The sequence below is a fragment of the Flavobacterium nackdongense genome, from assembly GCF_004355225.1.
Lineage (GTDB): Bacteria > Bacteroidota > Bacteroidia > Flavobacteriales > Flavobacteriaceae > Flavobacterium > Flavobacterium nackdongense.
In genome coordinates, this window is sequence record NZ_CP037933.1 from 1,631,581 (window position 1) to 1,654,898 (window position 23,318).

At 36.6% G+C, this 23,318-nt stretch carries 15 protein-coding genes; 5 read left to right on the forward strand and 10 right to left on the reverse strand.

Translation table 11 applies throughout. The features are described from left to right. Window positions 1-38: 38 nt before the first annotated feature. The 8 genes from abc-f to E1750_RS06940 all read right to left on the reverse strand — a co-directional run bounded on the left by abc-f (window position 39) and on the right by E1750_RS06940 (window position 8,091). Window positions 39-1,673 carry a ribosomal protection-like ABC-F family protein gene (abc-f, locus tag E1750_RS06905; protein ID WP_133276070.1) on the reverse strand — a complete coding sequence of 545 codons (1,635 nt, stop codon included), beginning with the start codon at window positions 1,671-1,673 and terminating at the stop codon, window positions 39-41. A gap of 144 nt (window positions 1,674-1,817) precedes the next feature. Continuing rightward, window positions 1,818-2,519, reverse strand: a complete 702-nt coding sequence (locus E1750_RS06910) for an alpha/beta hydrolase (RefSeq protein WP_227873975.1) — start codon at window positions 2,517-2,519, stop codon at window positions 1,818-1,820. Between the two features lie 110 nt (window positions 2,520-2,629). Beyond that, a complete protein-coding gene (locus tag E1750_RS06915) occupies window positions 2,630-3,433 on the reverse strand; it encodes a Cof-type HAD-IIB family hydrolase (protein WP_133276072.1) in 804 nt (267 codons plus the stop codon). Between the two features lie 80 nt (window positions 3,434-3,513). Beyond that, complete coding sequence (locus tag E1750_RS06920; protein ID WP_133276073.1) at window positions 3,514-3,729, reverse strand: DUF2007 domain-containing protein; 216 nt, start codon at window positions 3,727-3,729, stop codon at window positions 3,514-3,516. Between the two features lie 30 nt (window positions 3,730-3,759). Next, window positions 3,760-4,455, reverse strand: a complete 696-nt coding sequence (locus tag E1750_RS06925; protein WP_133276074.1) for a DEAD/DEAH box helicase — start codon at window positions 4,453-4,455, stop codon at window positions 3,760-3,762. An 87-nt stretch (window positions 4,456-4,542) separates the two neighbouring features. Next, a complete protein-coding gene (locus E1750_RS06930) occupies window positions 4,543-5,706 on the reverse strand; it encodes a sigma-54-dependent transcriptional regulator (RefSeq protein WP_133276075.1) in 1,164 nt (387 codons plus the stop codon). A gap of 70 nt (window positions 5,707-5,776) precedes the next feature. Then, on the reverse strand, window positions 5,777-7,093 hold the full coding sequence (locus E1750_RS06935; protein WP_133276076.1) for an ABC transporter permease: 1,317 nt from the start codon (window positions 7,091-7,093) through the stop codon (window positions 5,777-5,779). Window positions 7,094-7,167: 74 nt separating this feature from the next. Further along, window positions 7,168-8,091, reverse strand: a complete 924-nt coding sequence (locus tag E1750_RS06940; protein WP_133276077.1) for an ABC transporter ATP-binding protein — start codon at window positions 8,089-8,091, stop codon at window positions 7,168-7,170. Window positions 8,092-8,282: 191 nt separating this feature from the next. Between E1750_RS06940 and E1750_RS06945 the strand changes: the two genes are divergently transcribed. Continuing rightward, window positions 8,283-8,501 carry a hypothetical protein gene (locus E1750_RS06945; RefSeq protein ID WP_133276078.1) on the forward strand — a complete coding sequence of 73 codons (219 nt, stop codon included), beginning with the start codon at window positions 8,283-8,285 and terminating at the stop codon, window positions 8,499-8,501. Further along, complete coding sequence (locus E1750_RS06950) at window positions 8,491-8,829, forward strand: type II toxin-antitoxin system RelE/ParE family toxin (RefSeq protein ID WP_133276079.1); 339 nt, start codon at window positions 8,491-8,493, stop codon at window positions 8,827-8,829. Before E1750_RS06945 ends, E1750_RS06950 begins: the two co-directional genes overlap by 11 nt. Before the next feature lie 112 nt (window positions 8,830-8,941). Here E1750_RS06950 and dnaJ read toward each other — a convergent pair whose 3' ends face one another. After that, window positions 8,942-10,057: a molecular chaperone DnaJ gene (dnaJ, locus tag E1750_RS06955; protein ID WP_133276080.1), complete on the reverse strand. Its 1,116-nt coding sequence runs from the start codon at window positions 10,055-10,057 to the stop codon at window positions 8,942-8,944. An 81-nt stretch (window positions 10,058-10,138) separates the two neighbouring features. Next, a complete protein-coding gene (locus tag E1750_RS06960; protein WP_133276081.1) occupies window positions 10,139-10,729 on the reverse strand; it encodes a nucleotide exchange factor GrpE in 591 nt (196 codons plus the stop codon). Window positions 10,730-11,553: 824 nt separating this feature from the next. Here E1750_RS06960 and E1750_RS06965 point away from each other — a divergent pair. From E1750_RS06965 to E1750_RS06975, 3 genes are all read left to right on the forward strand, one after another. Then, the gene (locus E1750_RS06965; RefSeq protein ID WP_133276082.1) at window positions 11,554-16,956 is read left to right on the forward strand and encodes a reprolysin-like metallopeptidase; all 5,403 of its coding nucleotides are present in this window, start codon (window positions 11,554-11,556) and stop codon (window positions 16,954-16,956) included. A gap of 52 nt (window positions 16,957-17,008) precedes the next feature. After that, a complete protein-coding gene (locus tag E1750_RS06970) occupies window positions 17,009-17,221 on the forward strand; it encodes a hypothetical protein (RefSeq protein WP_133276083.1) in 213 nt (70 codons plus the stop codon). A gap of 333 nt (window positions 17,222-17,554) precedes the next feature. Then, complete coding sequence (locus tag E1750_RS06975; RefSeq protein WP_133276084.1) at window positions 17,555-23,302, forward strand: choice-of-anchor D domain-containing protein; 5,748 nt, start codon at window positions 17,555-17,557, stop codon at window positions 23,300-23,302. Window positions 23,303-23,318: the final 16 nt, after the last annotated feature.

Consider the following 23,318-nt stretch of genomic DNA (forward strand, 5'->3'; position numbering starts at 1 on the left):
CATTAAGCATCGGACTTTTTATATTTCTAGAAAGAAAATTACTTCTCGATTTCTTTCATACTATCCATTTTTTTGTGTGCCAAGAATCCGGATATATCCTCAAAATGTTCTTTTACTCTTTTGTGTCCAAATTCGAAAACTTTCGTAGCTAAACCATCAAGAAAATCTCTATCGTGCGAAACCAATATTAAAGTCCCATCAAAATCGCGAAGTGCATCTTTGATGATGTCTTTGGTTTTCATATCCAAATGATTCGAAGGCTCATCGAGAATCAATAAATTCACAGGTTCTAATAATAGTTTTATCATTGCCAAACGCGTTTTTTCGCCACCCGAAAGCACTTTTACTTTCTTGGTAATATCATCACCGTGAAACATAAAAGCTCCCAAAATATTCTTGATTTGAGTTCGAATATCGCCAACGGCAATGGCATCGATGGTTTCGAAAATGGTAGCAGTTTCGTCTAACAAGGCTGCTTGATTTTGGGCAAAATACCCAATTTGCGAATTATGACCAATTTCAACCGAACCGCTATCCACGCCAATTTCTTTCATAATAGCTTTGATCATCGTCGATTTTCCTTCCCCATTTTTACCTACAAAAGCTACTTTTTGTCCTCTTTCGATGACGATATTTGCATCCTTGAAAACCACGTGATCTCCGTATGATTTCGACATATCTTTCACAATCACAGGATATTGTCCCGAACGAGCAGCAGGTGGAAATTTCAATCTCAAAGCCGAAGTATCTACTTCATCGACCTCTACAATTTCCAATTTTTCCAGCATTTTTACACGCGATTGCACTGCATCGGTTTTAGAGAAAGTACCACGAAATCTATCAATAAAAGCTTGGTTGTCGGCTATAAATTTTTGTTGCTCATCATAGGCTTTTTGTTGGTGAATTCTTCGGTCTTTTCGCAATTCTAAATAATGAGAATATTTGGCTTTGTAATCATAAATTCGTCCCATTGTCACTTCAATAGTACGATTGGTAATATTATCGACAAAAGCTCTGTCGTGCGAAATCACCACAACCGCTTTGGCCGAATTAATCAAGAAATCTTCCAACCATTGGATACTTTCGATATCCATATGATTTGTAGGCTCGTCCAGCAAAATCAAATCTGGTTTTCGCAAGAGGATTTTGGCCAATTCGATTCGCATTCTCCAACCTCCCGAAAACTCCGAGGTTTGACGATTGAAATCTTCACGCTCGAAACCCAAGCCTGTTAATATTTTTTCGACCTCAGCTTCGTAATTCACTTCTTCGATGGCATAAAATTTCTCGCTTAAGTCCGACACTCTTTCGATCAATTTCATATACGCATCACTTTCGTAATCAGTGCGAATGGTTAATTGCTCGTTGATTTCATCGATTTCGGCTTTCATTGAGAAGATTTCTCCGAATGCTTTCGAAGCTTCCTCCATCACCGTTGCGCCATCTGTAGTCAATAAATGCTGAGGCAAATAGGCAATTACGGCTTCTTTTGGAGCAGAGATATTCCCAGTTGAAGGTTTGCTTTGGCCAGCAATAATTTTCAAAAGAGTTGATTTCCCAGCACCATTTTTCCCCATAAGGGCAATTTTGTCATTTTCATTGATGGCAAAAGAAATGTCGCTAAATAAAGTGGATCCGCCAAATTGTACGGAAATATCGTTGACTGTAATCATTTTTTGAAGTTAGAAGTTAGAAGATTTGACAACTTTTTAAAAGTTGTCAAATCTCTTATTTTTTTGAAAGCTGCAAAGATAGCTTAAATAAGGAATTGGGCAATTTTAGGGATGGAGAATTGTTTTTAAGTTTTAAAAAATCAATTATTCCAAAATCACTTTCAATTTTCTTTGGAAATCTGAATTTTCATTTATTCCCAGGTGGTCTTCACCATCCAAAATATAAACTTTATCATTTGGTTTCAAAAGCTTTTTCAGTCGAATTGAATTATCAAAAGAAATAACTTGATCCTTATTTCCGTGAAAAATATAAATGGGTGATTTTACTTTTACGATATATTTATTAGTTTCAAATTTGAATTTCTTCAAAAAATCTGGAACAAAAGGTGCTCTTCCACTTGAAAACTCAATAAAATTATAATAAGGTGCTTGTAAAATTAGCTTTTTAGGATTTTCTAATGATGCTAAATGTGTTGCTAATCCAGTTCCAATCGAATACCCAATTATCACAACTTTATTTCTATCATATTTTGTTATTAATTTATTGTACGCAAAAGTTAAATCTTGATAAACTTGATCTTGATTTTCTATTTCTCCTTCGCTTTTTCCAAAACCTCTATAATCCAAAATAAAAATATCATATCCTAAATCAGTATAATTTTTGGCGATTGAACCCCAGCTGTCGAGAGAGCCTGCGTTTCCGTGAAGATAAAAAACCAAGCCTTTAGTATTTGGTGTTTTGAATAATAAACCATTCAGTATTTTAGCATCAAATGATGGAATATTTACTTCTTCAAAATCCTGTTTGAATTCAAACTTATAATTTTTTGGCAGTTTATTTGCCATAAAGATCATTTCTCCTTGATTGAAATAAACATAACTAACATATAGTAAATATATTCCACCAAAGAGTACTAATAGATTTAGAAATATGGATCGGAAAGTTTCCATAATGATTATTCCAAAATAAACCTCCTCACCACCTCAGCCACGCCGTGGTCATTATTGGAAGCAACAATCACATCAGCAAAAGCTCTTAATTCGGCATCGACATTATCGACCCAAACGCCCAATCCGGCATATTGCACCATTGATAAATCGTTTCCTGCATTTCCAATTGCGATAATTTCGCTTGGTTGAATATTGAGCTTTTTGGCAAGAATCTCGACCGCTGCTCCTTTGTCAACACCCTTTGGTGCGGCTTCTAGGAAAAAGGGTTTCGACATACAGACACTCAAATCGGGCATAGCATTTTTTAGTAAAGGTTCTACAGTTTTGAGATAACTGGGTTCTTCGAGCAACAAGCATTTCACTGCCGAAGTTGTTACGGCATCCTTAAAACTAGGAACAATAACCAATTCTAATCCAGTGATAGTACTTTCGACATCAATATACTCTGAACTCGTTTCGCTGATAATTTTCCCATCTAAATACGTAATAATATGAGTATCGTTTTCCTGACTGAAATCGTAAATGGAATGAATTTGTTCTTTGGTCAAGGAATGTTCGAAAAGGATTTTATCTTCTTTTAGGTCTGTAATTGTAGAACCATTGAACGAAATCATAAAGGAATTATTGAGGTCACATTGCAATTCTTTGGCATAATCAATCATTGCCGATGTAGGCCTTCCTGATGCCAATACGACATAAACTCCCATTTCCTGGGCTTTCAAGAGCATTGATTTATTCTCGATTGATAATTCGTGGTCATCGGTCAACAAAGTGTCGTCCATATCGACCACTAGCATTTTATATTTCATTACTTGTACTTTAATTTGTTTTTATTCTTCAGTCGGAGACTGAAAAACACATCCTCAAAGTCGAAGACTTTGCGGAGCAGTTAAATACTCAACCTGAATTCCTCAATTACAGGATTAACTTTTGCAAAATCAGTCTCTTGAATGAATAATTCGACTGCTTTTGTATTTTCCATACTTGGAAATACATTGGATTGATTGTTGTCTCTAATGACGGTTTCCACTCCTATTGCTTCTATTTTACTTTTAAGGGAAACTGCCAAAATTTCACTTCCCGAAAACACTTTCATTAATCCCATAGTATTGTTTGTTTTTTGTTGTTGAAAAAATTATTCTTCCTCCTCCAGATCGTTTTCGTCTTCTTCAAAATCTGATTCTTCTGCTGAATCATCCTCTTCAAAGTCATCTTCGGTTTCTTCAAAATCGAATTCATAAGGTTCTACCAACATTTTATCGACTAGAATTTCGATTCTTTCGGTAAGAGCATCGGTAAAGATGATGCGTTGGGTTTTGGCAATACTGCTCGAAATGCGCATAATTTTGGTTTCGTGACGCAATTTCAATAAGGTATCAGCATCATCTATAATAAACATCCGCAATCGGTTGACATTATATCCAGCCGTACTGAACATGTCATTCAGTTTATTGGGAGTGCCTATCAGAATATCGATACCGGTAGAAACATAGTTTTTGTCGTAATCCATATCGCCTTTGTCGTGTACACCATACACTTCAAGCCCTGAATTTTTGCCATACGATTCAAACAAGGCCACCATTTCGAGTACTTTGGTTTTGTCCTCCACAACAATCAAGGCACGTGGCGATTCTTCGGTGCTTCCAGCCAATTTTTGAATCACATTGATTACAATTGTCGTTGTTTTTCCGCTTCCGTTTGGTGCAATGACTAGACAATCGGCACCACTTTTTAGAGTCGAAAAAGTTTCTTGTTGCAGTTCATTGGCATCGGTCAAACCGTTTTCTTGAAGGTTTTCTTGAAGGTTTTCGTTTATTTTTTTTAGTTTCATGTTTTAATCTAAAGAATTTAAAAAATCTAAAAAATCTAAAACAATTTATTTTGCTTTTTTAGATTATTTAGATTTTTTTGATAGTTTTTATTTACTAGCAAACAATTGCACGTCAGTTTCAGAGATTTCATTTCCACCCAAGATAATCAATCGCTCGACCACATTACGGAGTTCCCGAATGTTCCCTGTCCAATCGTATTCTTGCAATAATTTGATAGCTTCTTTGGAAAAATGTTTGACCGCATTTCCTTGTTCAGAAGCGATTTTTTCAGCAAAATGGGCCATTAGCAAGGGAATATCGTCTCGTCTTTCATTCAGCGAAGGCACATTAATTAGAATTACAGCCAATCGATGGTATAAATCTTCCCGGAAACGACCTTCGGCGATTTCTTTTTTCAAGTCTTTATTGGTGGCTGCAATGACACGAACATCGACTTTGATGTCTTTGTCGGCGCCCACTCTAGTAATCATATTTTCTTGCAACGCCCGTAATACTTTGGCTTGAGCCGAAAGACTCATATCGCCAATTTCGTCCAAGAAAATGGTTCCTTTATCCGCCGCTTCAAATTTACCTGCTCTATCTTTTACCGCCGAAGTAAAAGCGCCTTTCACGTGACCAAATAATTCACTTTCTATCAATTCACTTGGAATGGCAGCGCAATTCACTTCAATTAATGGGAAGTTTGCTCTAGCACTCTTCTCGTGCAATTGATGGGCAACCAATTCTTTTCCGGTTCCGTTGGGACCTGTGACCAAAACTCGGGCTTCGGTTTGAGCAACTTTTTCAATCATCAATTTGATGCGATTGATGGGTTCGCTTTCGCCAATCATCTCGTAGTTTTTGCTGACTTTTTTCTTTAGAATTTTATTCTCGACTACGAGTTGTTTTCTATCTAAAGCATTGCGAACGGTATTCAAAAGTCTGTTCAAATCGGGTGGTTTTGAGATATAATCAAAAGCGCCCAAACGCATCGTTTGAATAGCCGTTTCCATATCGCCGTGACCTGAAATCATCACCATTGGGATTTCCGGTTTTATTTTTTTGACCGCTTCTAATACTTCGACTCCGTCCATTTTGGGCATTTTGATGTCGCACAAAACGAGGTCGTAATCGTTGTTTTTTATTTTTTCGAGTCCAACAACTCCATCTTCGGCGTCTTCGACTTGATACGAATCATTCTCTTCGGAAAGTATTTTGGTCAATACTCTTCGGATAGCGGCTTCGTCTTCGATGATTAATATTTTACTCATACTTCGTAATTTTCAAATTTTAAAAATTCCAAATTCAAACTATTGGAATTTGGAATTTATTATTTGGAATTTAATATTGTAACCATTTATACAATTCTTTCCAAGATGGTTTTTTGCCGTACATTAATATTCCGACTCTATAAATTTTGGCCGCAAACCAAACCACTAAAAAGAAGGTTGCAAATAGTATTGAAATCGAAAGCACTAATTGCCACCAAGGCACTCCAAATGGAATTCGCATCAGCATTACGATAGGCGATGTGAGCGGAATCATAGAAAATACGGTAGCGATCGTTCCGTGAGGATCGTTGATTACGGTAAAAAAACCGATATAAACTCCCAATACTAATGGCATTATAATCGGCAAAAGAAACTGCTGTGAATCGGTTTCGTTATCTACCGCGGCTCCGATGGCTGCATAAAAAGAACTGAATAAAAAGTAGCCGCCAATGAAATAAATTACAAAACTAATTAGGATCGTGGCGATGGGCATTTGCCATAATTCCTGCACATACATTTGTGCGGTCCCGGTCATTTGTAAATGCGCAGTTTGCATCGCTTCTGACGGAATTTTGGGCGCTGGACAGGTTTCTAGTCCCAGATAATAAGAGGCGACTAGCATCATCGATAACCCAATAATTGCCCAAATAAAGAACTGAAGTAGCCCTGCCAATGAAGTTCCGATGATTTTCCCCATCATCAGTTGAAAAGGTTTTACCGATGAAATAATAATTTCGACAATGCGATTGGTTTTTTCTTCGATAACGCTGCGCATTACCATATTGCCGTAGATAATGATGAACATCATAATGAGATATCCGAAAGCTCCGCCGATGGCAATTTTGATTTCGTTTAGTCCTTTGACCGTTTTTTCTCCTGATGCTTTTACCAAACCTATATTGACTTTAGCCTCTGCATTTTTGATGGCCAAAGTGTCTAAATTCGCTTTCTCGAAGTTTTGTTTGGTCAATTTTTTGGCAATAATATCTTGTACATTTTCTACAAATGAAATACTAGGACTCTCACTAGAAATGAACTGAATTTTACTTTCAAAATCCTTGTCGTTTGCCACTTTTGGAATAACAATTAGGCCTTCGTAGCTTTCGTTTGTAATGCTGTCTTTGAGGAAATTGACCTCTACTGCTGAAAAATCGGCGTACTTATATTCGGCTTCGGATTTATTCAAGGATAAAAATTCATTGACAAACAAACCCGATTCATCGTGAATGGCAATTTTTTTGGTATCGGCTTTCATTGTGCTAAGAAAACCAACAAAAACGGCGATTCCTACGAAAAGCAACGGACTTAAAAAGGTCATTACAATGAATGATTTATTGCGCACTTTGGCAATAAACTCTCTTTTTATGATTAGTGATATGATACTCATTATTCGGAAATTACAATTTTAAAAAATTCCAAATTCCAAATAATTGGATTTTGGGATTTAGTTTATTTTAGATTTTATTTGTCACTTACTGCCTGAATGAAAATATCATTGACACTCGGAATTTTTTCCATAAAATGCGTTACTTGCCCTCTTTGTGTTAGAAGGTGTAACAACTCATTTGGCAAGGCATTCCCTAATTGCACTTCGAGTTTGATTTCGTTATTAAGTGATTTGAAATTTGTTTGTCCCACTTTGAATTTTTGGGTAATGTCATACATCAATCCCTCAACATTATCGGACAAAATCCCTACTTCGAAACTATTGGTGCGGAATTTTCGTTTCACTTCGTCCAAACTTCCTTCAATCAATTTATTCGACTTGTGGATTAAGGCAATGTGATCGCATAACTCTTCGACGCTTTCCATTCGGTGGGTCGAGAAAATAATAGTCGAACCTTGTTTTTGCAATTCTAAAATTTCATCCTTAATGACATTAGCATTTACGGGGTCAAAACCAGAAAAGGGTTCGTCAAAAATCAATAATTTGGGTTTGTGCAAAACGCAAACTACAAACTGTACTTTTTGCGCCATTCCTTTGGAAAGTTCCTCAATTTTTTTGTTCCACCAGCCTTGAATTTCCAATCTATCAAACCAATAATCCAATTGCGCTTTGGCATCGGCTTTCGAAAGTCCTTTCATTTGGGCTAAATACAAACACTGTTCCCCCACTTTCATACTTTTATACAATCCTCGTTCTTCAGGCAAATAGCCAATATGAGAAATGTGTTTAGGATCTAGTTTTTCACCATCAAGAATAATTTCGCCACTATCGGGCATTGTAATTTGATTGATGATACGAATTAGAGAAGTTTTTCCGGCGCCATTTGGACCTAAAAGCCCGTAGATACTGCCTCTGGGAACAGTAAGCGAAACGGCGTTCAAGGCAACATAATCGCCATATTTCTTAACAACATTGTTTACTTCAAGTATAGAACTCATACTGATTTTTGATTTATTTCATCTGTTGGGCAGTTTCGGCAACAGGTGTGTAAAAATAGAAAAATAGTGCTAATAAGGTGTTAAATAAAACAAAAAAACCCACCTTGTCATACAAGTTTTCTAAAAGAAAAATTAAGCAAATACAGCAATAGTATTTTTTTGTAACTTTGTAATTCTAAAACAAAAATGTTATGGTTATCGTAAAAATTAAAGAAAATTCGAAACAAGCCAAACTTTTACTAGAATACATCAAAGGTTTTTCGTTTGTAGAGTTTGTAAATTCAGAAAACGAAAAGGATAAAAACAATACTCTGTTAGCAGATATTGAAAAAGGGTTGAGAGAAGTAAAGCAAATTAGAGAAGGAAAACTTAAACCTTTATCCGTAAATGATCTTTGGGATGACAAATAAAATTATTCCTCTACGGAGTTTTATTCCTGATTTCAAAAGATTCAATAAAAAATTTCCGAGCCTAAAAAATGATTTTCTGGAGTTAGAACAACAATTGTTACAAAACCCAAAACTTGGCGAAAATCTTGGAGCTGGTTTGTATAAAATTAGACTTGCTAATTCGGATAAAGTCAAAGGAAAAAGTGCTGGATATAGAATAATATCCTATTTAGTTGAAGAAAAAGAATTGAATTTTACCGTTTACTTGGTAAAAATATATGACAAATCAGAAGAGAGCACAATTACAAAACACACCCTTTTGAAGTTAGTAAAATCTATTTTTGGATAAAAAGCCTCACTCCAATTCAAATATTGAATACCAACAAAGCAAGAAAAATGTTTTTACATAAAAAACCCACCCTTATTTTCACAAGGATGGGAAAAATTATCATAATTTAAAATTATGAAAACATATCTTTCACTTTTTCGAAAAAGGATTTGTCGCTTTTTTCAGGATGTGGAATAAAATTTTCGTTTTCGAGATTGTTTTCAAAAAACTGTTTTTGCTCTTTATTGAGCGTTTTTGGGGTCCAAACATTTACGTGTACCAACAAATCTCCGTTGCCATATCCATTAATATTTGGAATTCCTTTCCCTTTTAATCTCAGGATTTTTCCAGATTGAATACCTTCGTCTAATTTTATTCTCACCTTTCCGTTGACAGCCGAAATATCTTTAGAAATTCCAAGAACCGCCTCCGAGAAACTGATATATAAATCGTAATGCAAATTTTCACCTTCGCGTTTCAAGAATTCGTGCTCAATTTCTTCGATAGCGACTATTAAATCGCCTGGAACGCTATTGCCCGGAGCGTCATTTCCTTTGTTGGAAACTTTAAGTTGCATACCGTCAACCACACCAGCAGGGATTTTTATGGTTACTGTTTCGTCTTCCATAACCATTCCTTGCGAATCAGCTTCAGAAGGTTTTTTGTCTAATATTTGACCCGACCCACCACAAGTTGGACAAGTGGAAGCCGATTGCATTCTACCTAAAATCGTATTGGTCACCCGCATAACTTGACCTTGACCGTTACAAGTAGAGCACGTTTTATAAGAAACTCCTTTGGCTTGAACTTTTCGCTTTACTTTCACTTTCTTCTCGACACCATTGGCAATTTCTTCTAGTGTCAGTTTCACTTTAATTCGCAGATTAGTTCCTTTGACACGACGTTGTCCTCCGCCTCCGCCAAAACCTCCGCCACCGCCAAAAGCGCTTCCGAAGATATCGCCAAATTGACTGAAAATATCGTCCATATTCATACCGCCGTGACCACCGCCAAAACCTCCCGAACCATCAAAAGCTTGGTGTCCATATTGATCGTATTTGGCTTTTTTCTGCGGATCACTCAGTACTTCATAAGCTTCTGCAGCAGCTTTAAAATTTTCTTCAGCCACAGCGTTACCCGGATTTTTATCGGGATGAAACTCGATTGCTTTTTTTCGGTAAGCTTTTTTAATTTCGGCAGCATCAGCACCTTTAGAAATGCCAAGTATTTCGTAAAAATCTTTTTTCATAAATAAAGTAAATTCCAAAATTTTAAATTCCAAATTCCAATTAGATGAATAGGAATTTGGAAGTAATACTATGATTTTTTTTTAATTTCCGATTACCACTTTTGGGAAACGGATAATTTTGTCACCCAATTTGTAACCTTTTTCTATTACATCAACAATTTTTCCTTTCATTTCAGGAGAGGGAGCAGGAATTTGAGTAATGGCTTCAGCAAAATCGACGTCGAAAGTATCTCCAGCATTAATATCTACTTGCTCTAATCCTTTGGATACCAAAGTATTTTTTAATTTTTCTTGAATCAATTCTACTCCTTGAATCAAAATATTGTCATCCGTTTTTTTGATTTCGGATAAAGCTCTGTCAAAATCGTCCAACACGGGAAGCAAAGACAATAATACGTCCTGATTGGCTGTTTTAAACAACTCGATACGTTCTTTGGCCGTTCGGCGTTTGTAATTTTCAAATTCCGCAAATAACCGTATGAACTTGTCCTTTTCTGAGGCTAAATCTTGCGATAATTGTTCTTCTCTAGATATTTCTTCTACTCTTTCTTCAATTGCGGCATCCAAAGCGTCAGTATTATTTTCGATGGGTGTTGGATCAACAATTTCGTCGTTTAGCTTGTTTTCAGTCGTCATTCTTGTATTGTTTTTAAAAAAATTGGTAAACTTCATTTTTAATCTTTTCTATGGATTGCAAAAGTACTGCCAAAACTTGAAAAATGTCAAATTGTCATTCATTAAAATAAGCCAGGTTACATTTTACCGCTAAATCAAAGCATTTTAGACAATAATATTACCACTACACTAGACTTTTTGATGTTTGAAAAATAAAAGTATACATTGTTCTGAAACCACGATACAGTAGGTTTTTAAAGAAAAATTTGGCGCAAAAAAAGGCATCGATAAGAATTTCAACTGAATCATCAGTTTTTTTTAAGGCTAGCACTTTCGCATTGGAGTTAAAAATTAGAATAGCAGCGGGAAAATTTAATATAATTTTAAGACTATAACGTTTTAGTTTATTTACATTTGTCAGGATTACAAAATTGTAAAAAAACAAGGAAAGGTTGGCTTGAAAGCTTTAAATTATTATTAATTCACTATGTATTATATTTAAAAAAAACTTCGTTTGTTCAAACGAAGTTTTTTTTTGTTTGCTCCTTATACTAGTTGTTTAAAAGTTTTTTGACTCTGCTATTCTGTAGACCACTAAAGCCCCCATTGTTGTTAATGATGAATAACTCAACTCCATTTCACATCCTAAGCAAATGATATTCCGCATCTTCGCACAAAAAACAGTGTATTTAACGTATTGTTATTATCCTTTTGGATATTTTGCGCCAAGATTCAGTTAGTTTTGTTAACATATAAATCAATTATTACTTACAAATAATTCGCATTATATGTATTTCATCGATAAAATACGCATTTAAACGATTTTTTATTTTGTTTTTTAAAATATAAGTTTTAGGTTTGTTACTCTAAATCTATCACTTATGAAAAGAATTACTTATTTATCGTTATTGTTAATAATAATCATTTTTCAGTTTTCGGCTGCGCAATCCATTAATAATTGGACTTTAAAAAACACATCAGAAACTTCAAAAGCGAGGGTTAAAATAGACCCAAAAAACATTCCCAGTAAATACCAGATTTTAACCTTAGATTTTAAATCTTTAAAATCAAATTTTAAAAAAGCAACCATAAATACTACTGGCAAAAAAACGAATACCCCATTGCTAATGGATTTCCCTAAGGAGGATGGCACAATGGAAACTTTTAGTGTAGAAAAAATTAGTGTTTTACATCCTGATTTAGAAGCTAAATATCCAGAAATCCAATCTTTCTATGGCGTCAGCACTAAAAACGAACTGAATAAAATCTACATAAGTATTTCCCCAAGTGGGTTCAACGGATTAATAACAGGAGAAAAATCTATTTATATAGATCCTATTGAAAGAAACAATACGATTGATTATATTGTCTATAACAAAAAAGATTATACTAAAAATCGTCAAGATGTATTTACTTGTGGTGCAGATATGCCTACTGATGTTATGCCTGAATTATCGAAGGCTAAAACTACTAGTACCGCTAAAACGACTAATGTAATCGATGGTAAAATAAGAACCTATCGCCTCGCCGTTGCCTGTACCTCAGAATATACCGCATACTATGGCAACACTGTTGCGGGAGCATTGGCCGCAATAAACACCACTATTACCCGTGTGAATAGTGTGTTCAAAACGGATTTAGGTATTCAATTTCAGGTTGTTTCTGGTAATGATCGATTGATTTATAGAAACAATGTCAATATCGACGCTTCACCGGATCCAGATCCGTATGATAATTACGATGGATCACAGATGCTTGGAGCAAATACTGCAAATATTACTGGTTTACTTGGAGTTGGAGCTTACGATATAGGTCACGCCTTCAGCACTGGTGGCGGCGGAATTGCCTCACTATCTGTTCCGTGTGCCGCTAGTACCAAAGGACAAGGTGTTACTGGAATTGTAACGCCACAATTTGACCAGTTTGATATAGGTTATGTAGCTCACGAAATGGGCCATCAGTTTGGCGCTACACATACCCAAAGCAATTCGTGTCAAAATTCGGCCGCATCATCTATGGAACCAGGTAGTGGCACAACAATTATGTCCTACGCCGGAATTTGTCCGCCAAATATTCAAGCGGATGCAGATGCTTACTTTCATGCCTACAGTATTCAACAAATGACTGTAACTGTTAATGCAAACACCTGTGAAGTTGAAACTCTCACTGGTAATAATGAACCTGTAATAACTGCTGTTCCAGATCGTACAATCCCAAAATCAACCCCTTTTATTTTGACTGGAATTGCTACTGATACCGATGCTGGAGATGCTGCCAGACTAACCTATTGTTGGGAACAAATGGACGCTGCAAGTTCTGGTAATGTAGCGCCAGTTTCTACAAGTACAACCAAACCTACTTTTAGGTCGATTATTCCAACACTTTCGCCGGCAAGAACGTTTCCGAATCTTAACGATATCATAAGCAATACAACGCCCACTTGGGAAGTTTTGCCCAGTGTAGGACGAACATTAAATTTCAGATTAACCGTCAGGGATAATAACCCAATAGGTGGCCAAACGAACCAGGATAATGTAGCTGTTACCGTTGGTACTGCTGGTCCATTTATTGTAACCGCTCCAAATACATCGGTTATATGGTATGTTGGAACATCACAAACTGTAACTTGGAATGTTGCTAGCACAAATACTGCTACTTACTCCGTAAATGTCAATATCAAATTATCAACCGATGGCGGTTTAACGTATCCAATAACACTGCTATCCAACACACCAAATGATGGAACGCAAGCCATTACAGTTCCTAACAATATTGGCAAAAATAATAGAATTAAAGTAGAGGCTGCCGCCAATATTTTCTTTGATATATCTAATGCAAATTTCGAAATTAAAGCAAACACTTTTGATTTGACTAGCACACAACCAACTGTTTCTGTATGTAAACCATCTAATGCTGTTTATACATTAAATTATACGCCTGCGCCAGGTTTTGCGGAAACAACAACATTTTCAGCCGTTGGTTTACCCGTTGGAGCGATTGCTACTTTTGTACCAACTACTAGAAGTACAGCAGGGACGGTTACAATGACTGTGTCTGGTATAGCAAATGTTGCAACAGGTAGTTATTCATTTAATGCAAATGGCACATCGACAAATGCCAATATCAATTTACCATTAACACTAAAAGTATTTGATAACAACATTGCAAACGTAACATTGACTTCGCCAACAAACGGAGCTGCGAATCAACAAACTTCAGTTTTATTACAATGGGGAGCAATAGCCAGCGCATCATCTTATATTGTAGAAGTAGCCGCTAGTCCAACTTTTGCAGCAATTCTAGAAACAGCAACAGTTACGACCAACTCCTATCAAACCGCTAGTTTAACATCAGGAACAATTAATTATTGGAGGGTTAGACCTTTGAATTCCTGTGTAACTGGAGCAAATTCAGAAACATTTGTATTTCAAATTGCTAGTGATTTTTGCAAAACTTATACGAACAAATATTATGAAAATAATGACTTTACTTGGGAACTTAACTCGACAAATGCTGTAAGTGCGAGAATGGATGTTCCAGATAATATTATTGTCAGCAAAGTAAGTTTTTATGTAAAAGCGACACACGCTTCGCTGGCAGATATAAAAATGCAATTTAGTGGTCCTACTGGTATTTTTGCAGAAATCTACAATAGAGATTGTACTGGAGCTAATATTGATGTCCATTTTGATGATGCTGGAACTACGGCACCAACTTGTAGTGGAACTACTCCAGCTATGAGTGGAACACAACAAGCGAGTCAATCCTTGAGTAAATTCAATGGTACAAGTTCCTTAGGCACTTGGGTTTTATTAGCTACAGATAGAGGTGCAAATACTTCTGGAGGAACATTTACAGACTTTCAAGTATCTATTTGTGGAAAATTGCAAATTGTAAATAATATTACCCTAGCTAATAATTCACTAAGCGTCGTTCAAGGTGCCTCTGCGAGCATCACACAAGCACAATTAGGAGCGACACAACCTGCGGCTACTACAGCGCAATTAATCTATACGGTTACTAAACTACCTATAAACGGAATTTTAAAACGCAATAATATTGCAATGGCTGTAGGTGGAACTTTTACGCAAGCAGACCTCAATAACAACCTAATAAGTTACACCAACAATGGAACAAATGCGAATCCAGATAGTTTTAAATTTTCAATCAGCGGTATTAACCTAGCTCTTTTAGGTGGGCAAACCTACAATATTAGCGTAAGCGCTCTTATTTGCACAGCGCCAACCCCTAATGTTAGTAATTTACCTGATGTAAATGCCCAATGCTCAGTAACTCCAGCGGTGCCAGCGGCCACAAGTAATTGTTACGGCACTATCACTGCAACTACAGCAACCGTATTTCCAATAACCACACAAGGCACAACTGTAGTCACCTGGACTTATAATGATGGACACGGAAATACATCTGTACAGACCCAAAATATCATTGTAAACAATACCATGTCAGCTGCTATTGCTGGAACTGCATCCGTTTGTTCAGGAACTAATTCGAATATACAAGTAACAATTATTGGCGGTGTTTCACCATATACTGTGGTTTACACCAATGGCACTAGCAATTTTACCGTTAGCAACTATACCAGCGGATCTGCCATTATTGTTGCTCCAACATTGACTACTACCTATACATTGGTCTCTGTAACTAGCGCCGAGGGATGCTTGAGCCCCACAAATAGCGGCTCTGCGGTTTTATCGATTGATAGTACTACCTGGAACGGTTCGGCTTGGTCTAATGGAGCTCCCACCGGCACGAAATCAGTCTTAATATCAGGCGATTATAGCCAGGCTACAAATATCAATGCTTGTTCTTTGACTGTAAATAATAACGCTGTTGTTAGTATTCCGTCTGGATATAACGTAACTTTAAATGGTGCTTTAACCGTTAGTTCAGGAAGTTTTACTTTGAATAATAATGCCAATTTGATACAAACTTCGAATGTTGCCAATTCAGGAAATATTATTGTAAAAAGAAATAGTTCAGCACTAATGCGTCTGGATTACACTGCGTGGTCATCACCTGTCACTAATAATGCGAGCTTATTTTTACAATCTTTTTCTCCGGCAACGACTGTAAATAGATTTTATGGCTATGATACATCAACCAATTTGTACACTGCTATTGCAAGTCCTTCAACCACTAATTTTGCGCTTGGAAAAGGCTATTTAATCCGTATGCCGAACACACACCCAACTACGCCAACAATATGGAACGGAAGCTTTATAGGGGTTCCTAATAATGGAGTGATTCCGTTCACGATGACTAATGGAGGGGTGGGAAAAAGATTTAATTTAGTTGGAAATCCGTATCCTTCTCCCATAAGTATGACTCAATTTGTTGCTGATAATAATACCAAAATTACGGGCACTTTATATTTCTGGAGAAAAACAAATGGATTATCGAATCCAACCTATTCCACTTGGACTAATGGAGTATTTGCTTCTAACGGAGGAGCCCAAGTTGTGGACCCGCTTGGCATAATTCAAACTGGACAAGGGTTTTTTGTTGAAGCTTTAAATTCTTCGACCTCAGTTACTTTCAATAACGGACAGCGAATTGCTAATAATGCCAATCAATTCTTCAAAACAAAAGAAATCGAAAGAAGTACGATATGGTTAAATGCGACTAGCGCAACTGGTAATTTTTCGCAAATGGCTGTAAGTTATACGACTAATGCGACTCAGGGCGTCGATGAATATGACGGAAAATATTATAACGATGGAGCAATTGCTTTAAATTCGATACTGGACAATTCTGATTATGTTATCCAAGGACGAGCCTTGCCATTTGATGGATCCGATGAAGTACCCTTGAGTTTTACTGCAGCGAATGCTGGTGAATATTCGATAAGTATTGACCATGTAGACGGTTTATTTGCAGGAAATCAAGATATCATTCTGAACGATAGCGAAACTGGAACAGAAACTGATTTGAAAACAGGCTCATATACATTTACAGCAGCAGCGGGACAATCGAACACAAGATTCACCTTGAAATACCAAAAAACATTGGGAATCAACGCGCAAGTTTTCGATGAAAATAGCATTGTGGTTTTCAAAAACAACGGTTCTATCCATATCAAATCAAATAATACAGCAATAGATAATGTGCAACTTTTTGATGTCAGAGGACGATTAATGATCGAAAAATCGAAAGTAAATTCAAACGAAACTAGTATTGAAAGCGCACGATTTGCAAATGAGGTTTTAATTGTAAAAATCACTTCAGCAGACAAGAAAGTCGTAAACAAGAAAATTGCAAATTAAACAAAATTGCTATTCAGGCCTTAAAGACTACTAAAATTAAGAAGAAAAAAAAATGAAAACCAAACAAATAAAAGAATACATCACCGTCTTGGCCTTCTGTGTCAGTACAATTCTTATTGCAAAATTATCAGATGAAGCCAAATATGTAGAAGTCTATAGCAAAATTGCCTGCGGCTTATGCCTGGTGAGTTTGATTTATGGGACCAAACTAATCCTTGAATTGCAAAAAGAGAACTTTCAAAAAACAATTGCTCTTCGCCCATAATATACAAAAAACCGCTAGAAACCCCATTTTAGTGCGCTTAAAAAACACTAAAAATTTGACTTGCAGTTCAATCAATCCGAAAACGGATTGCTTGAACTGTTTTTTTATTTTCTTTTATTTCCAATTAACCAACGAGCTAAAATTAATTGTAAATATACATTATTTCTTACTTTTTTTTAGATAATTGTGTATTTCATCGATATAAAACGCATTTAATCGATAAAAAATTATTTTTTCTGAATATTCTTTTCTACATTTGAATACTTAAACAAATATACAGGTCAACTAAATTTGGTTAAGCAAATCATTTATTCATCCTTTTGCCCCAAAGTCATGAAAAAAATTACCCTTTTTACGAAATCATTACTGTGCTTTGTTTTTATGTTAATAAGCACAATAACTTTTGCACAAACGACATTGTTCAATGCCAATTTTAGCACAGGAACAGGAAACAACGCTTGGGTATCTGCCTCAACAGGTTCTGGAGCAGGTGGATGGACCAATGGTACTGTAGCAACTCACGCTACAGGCGCAACGGGTAATTACATGTATTCCAATATATATACAGGTAGCAATGTGTACAACGGCAACACCATATCAAGTATAACTAGTCCAGTGGTAAACCTTACTAATTATACCAACCTAATTTTAACTTTTAATGTTTGGTATAACACCGAAGCGTATTGGGATGGTGCAAACGTAGAATACTCAACCGACGGAGGAGGAACTTGGAGCATTCTAGGTATCGTGGGGGATGGTTTTTATTCAGACACTGAAATATATACCTTAGGTAATGATTTAGATGGCTGGTCTGGTAATACGAATGGTTGGATAGCAAAAACGATTAATCTTACTGCTGCTGATATCAATTTCGACAACAATAGTAATGTGAAATTTAGAATAAAATTTGCTTCAGACGGAACTGTTAACGCTTCTGGTATTGCTTTTGACGACTTTAAAATAGTAGGTACCCCTATAACTTTGTTTCCAGAAATTGATATTCAAGGTAATGGTGTTTCAATCGTAGATGGAGACACAACTCCAAGCGCGACAGATTTTACAATTTTTCCGAGTATCTCTATAAATACCAGTACAACAAGAACCTTTGTTGTTAGAAATACGGGAGCAGGACCTTTAACCGTAGGCACCTATACCATTACAGGAGCAAATGCAGGTAGTTTTACCTTAACTACGCCGCCACCCACAAGCATTGCCTCTGGGGGAACAGCGAATATTGTCTTTACATTCGCACCTACATCTCCCGGGGTACACGATGCCACTTTTACAATATACAATAGCGACACAAACGAAAACCCTTATAATTTTAGCTTGCAAGGTACAGCCACAGATTCCGAAATTAATATCTATTACGGCGCCCCCGCACAATCAATACTAGATAATACATATGGCCCTGACCCTGCATTTGGTACTGATTTCGGGAGTACTACGATTGGAACTCCAGTGGCACGAATTTTCACTATACAAAATCTGGGTTTACTTCCGTTAAACTTAACCGATACTCCAATGGTACGAGTTATTGGTCCTAACGCAGCACTTTTTACGATTACACAACCCCCTGTATCAGTGGTGCCTGTGGGAGGAACAACAACTTTTACTGTAACATTTACCCCTGTAATTGTTGGTAAATCTGTATGTATAATATCCTTACTTAGTAATGATTCGGACGAAACCAATTACGATTTTACCATACAAGGCGTTGGTACAGTTTCAACAGGTAGAGAAATTGATGTACTAGGAAACGATGTCTCGATACCTGACGGAGACATTACCCCAAGCACCGTCGATTTCACTGATTTCGGAACTACTTTTGTAGGCGTTCCTATAACTATACCATTTGTTGTGTACAATTTCGGCCCCACTGCCTCCACTTTAAGTTTTACTGGAAACACTATTACAACAGGAATAGGTTTTGCGATAACAAATATGGTTACATCATCAATAGCTGGTGGTCAAGCCACAAGTTTTAAAGTAACTTTTACACCAAGTACAACAGGAACATTTACCGGATCAGTGGTACTCGGAAATAATGATTCCAATGAAGGTCCGTATAATTTTAATATAAGGGTAACAGTTGCTGCAGCACCTGTTATTGCCGTGGCACCGGGAGGCGTAACAACAAATTTAAAATTATGGCTAAAAGCCAATAACGAAATTGGCACCATTGCAAACAACAGTCTTGTAAGCACTTGGAGGGACAAAGCCCTTGGAAGCACTAGAAACGCCAGTGCAAAGACAAGTTTAGAGCCTGTTTTTTTGAACAATGCTACTGATAATGTAAACTTCAATCCCGTAATTCGTTTCAATGGTAGTTCGACCTTATATGGAGGTCAAGGATTCAATAATCACGATGTCTTTATTGCCCTTAAAACGGGTATCGTTACCAGAAATTCAACCTCATACAGCGTTTTTATTGGAGATGATGTTGATGTTAACCCTCAAGGTGTATCAAATCAAGACATAACAGGTTTTTCCTTGGGTTCTCAAACTTCCAGATATGATAACGAGGTCGTGTCATATAATCAAGGGTCAAGAAATTATTATGGTGAGGGTGAAATTGATTTAGCGCCACAACCAAAATCGTATTCGGGAGCCAATATTTTTAATCCAAGAAAAAGAATAGCTGGCGCTGGTGGTTTTATGGATATTTTTCATAATGGCGTAAAACTGACAACTTCAAATATTACAATCATTCCTAATTCTAATACAACATACAAAGATATCCGAAATACTAAATATTATATAGGAAGAAGCGAATTCTATGATGCCGATTTAGTAGGCGATGTATTAGAGATTATTACTTATGATGCCCGAAACACCGATGCCGATAGACGTAAAGTTGAAACCTATTTGGCACTAAAATACGGTATCACATTAGGCGTCAATAGCACCAGTCTTAATTACGTAAATTCTGATGGAACAACTATTTATCCGGAAGCAACAGGTTTTAATACGAACATAGCGGGTATTGGTAGAGATGATAAATCGGAATTAAATCAAAAACAATCTAAAACCGAATATACTGTAGACGATATTACTATGGGGCTTGCAACAATTGCAGATACAAACTCCGCAAATACAAACACCTTTGCAGGAGACAAAAGGTTTTTAATTTGGGGGCACAATAATGCTGTATTAACACAAACTCCTCCAGTGGTGGTTGATTTGAGCTCTGGTGTTAGTGCAATAGCTACTAAAGTAGACTTTATAGGCATAAATAGGGTGTGGAAAGTGGTAGAATCCGGAGGAGATGTTGGAACCGTAAAAATTTCTATACCAAAAGCTGTAGTTGCGGCAACAATAAACCCTCCTGGCGATTTTTTAATGTTTATTTCTACTTCACCCGTTTTTTCGCCATCTGCAGAATATAGAATTATGAACCTAGTAGGGGATAATTTAGAAACAAATTTTGATTTTAACGGTGTAAGGTATATCACTTTTGGATATGCCTCAGAAAGAAGATTTACAAGATCTGTAGATTTTAATGGTACATCAGATTACTTAGATGGAGGAGATGTTTTAAATTTAAACACTAATTTCACAGTATCTGCGTGGATCAAACCTACGGTATCAGCAAATATGTCAATATTTTCTAAAAGAAACACGCCATATACTCAAGGGTATGATTTAACAATAAACGCTTCAGGAAAACTAGTTATGAGCTGGATGAATGGATCCTTGCGAAGTATTACGTCAAACACCACTATACCCAATAACATTTGGCATAATGTAGCCGTTATTTACAACGGAACTACCGCAAGACTATACATAGATGGAGTTCTAGATAATACAGCGACTTTGCCCCCTCCTATCTCAAGCACCAACTCATTTTTGGTTGCAGCTGCAAATGGCTCGGGAACTACTCCTGTTGCCTATTTTAGTGGAACAATTGACGAAATAAGAGTTTGGGATGTCGCCTTGACCGAAAACCAAATGCGATACGTGATGAACCAAGAAATTAAAATTTATGGAAGTGCAACAACTGGAAGTATAATCCCAAGTACTATTACCAAAAATGATATTATGCCAATTCCTTGGACTGCTTTAAAGGCCTATTACCCTATGTCTAGATATACCTTTACCAATGCCAAAGATGAATCGGTTAACAATTTTACACTAGCATTAAAAAACCTAATCACCGTCAACAAACAGACAGCACCACTACCCTATGAGTCTGCCTCAAATGGCTCTTGGCAAACTGCTGCAACTTGGTTGAATAACACCGTTCAGGATTTACCTAACAGTCTTTCGATTGTAGATGGTGTAACTCCTGTAAATTGGAATATCGTTAAAACATCACATAATGTAAGCTCAACAGGAAACAAAACTGTTTTAGGATTGATGGTCAATATCAACACAATTACAGCCTCGAATGATACCAAAATTGAAGTTACAAATTATTTAAAATTAGATGGTAAAATAGATTTGGTTGGAATGTCGCAGTTGGTTCAAACCCTTGATTGCGATTTGGATGTAACCAGCTCCGGGTCAGTCGAAAGAGACCAACAAGGTCAGGCCAATACCTATAATTATAACTATTGGAGTTCGCCTGTCAGCCCGATAAATTCGACTGCCAATAACACCAATTACACTGTTAAAGGCATGATGAAAGATGGTTTCAATGCCATCCCGAGAGAAATCAATTGGATCGGAGGCTATAATGGTCTTGCCGGCAACGCAACTACAGCTATGAGTATTGCCCGCTATTGGCTCTACACTTTTGACAACAAAACGAATGCTTATGCCAACTGGAATAAAATTAGCGAAACAACTGTAATACCAGTAGGCCTTGGTTTCACTATGAAAGGCAGTGGAGGCTCAGGAACACAGAATTACACCTTCGTAGGCAAACCTAATAACGGCCTAATTAATACCAATACAGTAGCATCGGACCAATTGTTACTAACAGGAAATCCGTATCCCTCTGCTTTGGATGCCGTTGCCTTCATAAATGATAATTTGAGTTCAGTAGATCAGGGAATTGATGGTACATTATATTTCTGGGAACACTACGCTAGTAATAATACCCATGTTTTAAAAGACTATCAAGGCGGTTATGCTGTTAGAAATCTGATCGGTGGAGTTGCACCAGTTTCGTCAGGAGTCGATTTCATTAATCAATCTGGAACAAGTTCTAGAGGAATTCCCAACCGATATATTCCCGTGGGTCAAGGCTTCTTTGTTAACGGAAAAGTGGGCTCTGGAGGTTCTATAGTTTTCAAAAATAATCAAAGAGCCTTCTTTAAAGAGAACGATGCAATTAATTCGAATATAATGTACAAGTCCCGTCCAAATTCATCAAAGACAGCAACCATAGATCACTGGAACAATAATTCGAATGATACGCCTCAAAAAGACACTATAAAAAGAGTTCGTTTAGGATTTAATTCGAACAACAACTACCATCGCCAAGTATTACTAGGATTTATGAACGAAAAAGCTTCGAGCCAAATGGATTATGGTTACGACGCCATTAGCCTCGATGAAATTCCAAACGATATGTATTTCTTGAATGGTCAAAATCAATTGGTAATTCAAGGTGAAGGCTACTTCAACGAAGATGCCTCATACCCTATCGGTATAAAAACCGATGTCGAAGGCAAAGTTTCCTTTACAATTGATGCTCTCGAAAATTTTGACCCACAACAAAAGGTATACCTCTATGACGGTACAACGGATACGTATAACGAAATTCAGAATAATGCCTTTGAAGTCTCGTTGCCTGCGGGAGTAAATAACAGTCGTTTTTCTTTGCGTTTTAAAGACAAATCGTTAATTAATAAAACAACTTTAGGCGTAGATGAAAACAATGCCTTAGCCAATAAAATCAACATGAGGCATATTCAAAATACTAACACTCTAGCCATCAGCAATTACACTACTGATACTATCGAAAAAGTTAGTTTGTTCGCTATTAATGGTCAATCGATCGCTTCTTGGAAAATCGAAAATCAAAATCAACAAAATATTCAGGTTCCAATAAAAGATCTTAGTAGAGGGGTTTACATCGCAAAATTAATGACTAACCACGGCGAACTGAGTAAAAAAATCATCATCAAATAAATTGATATTTTGGAAA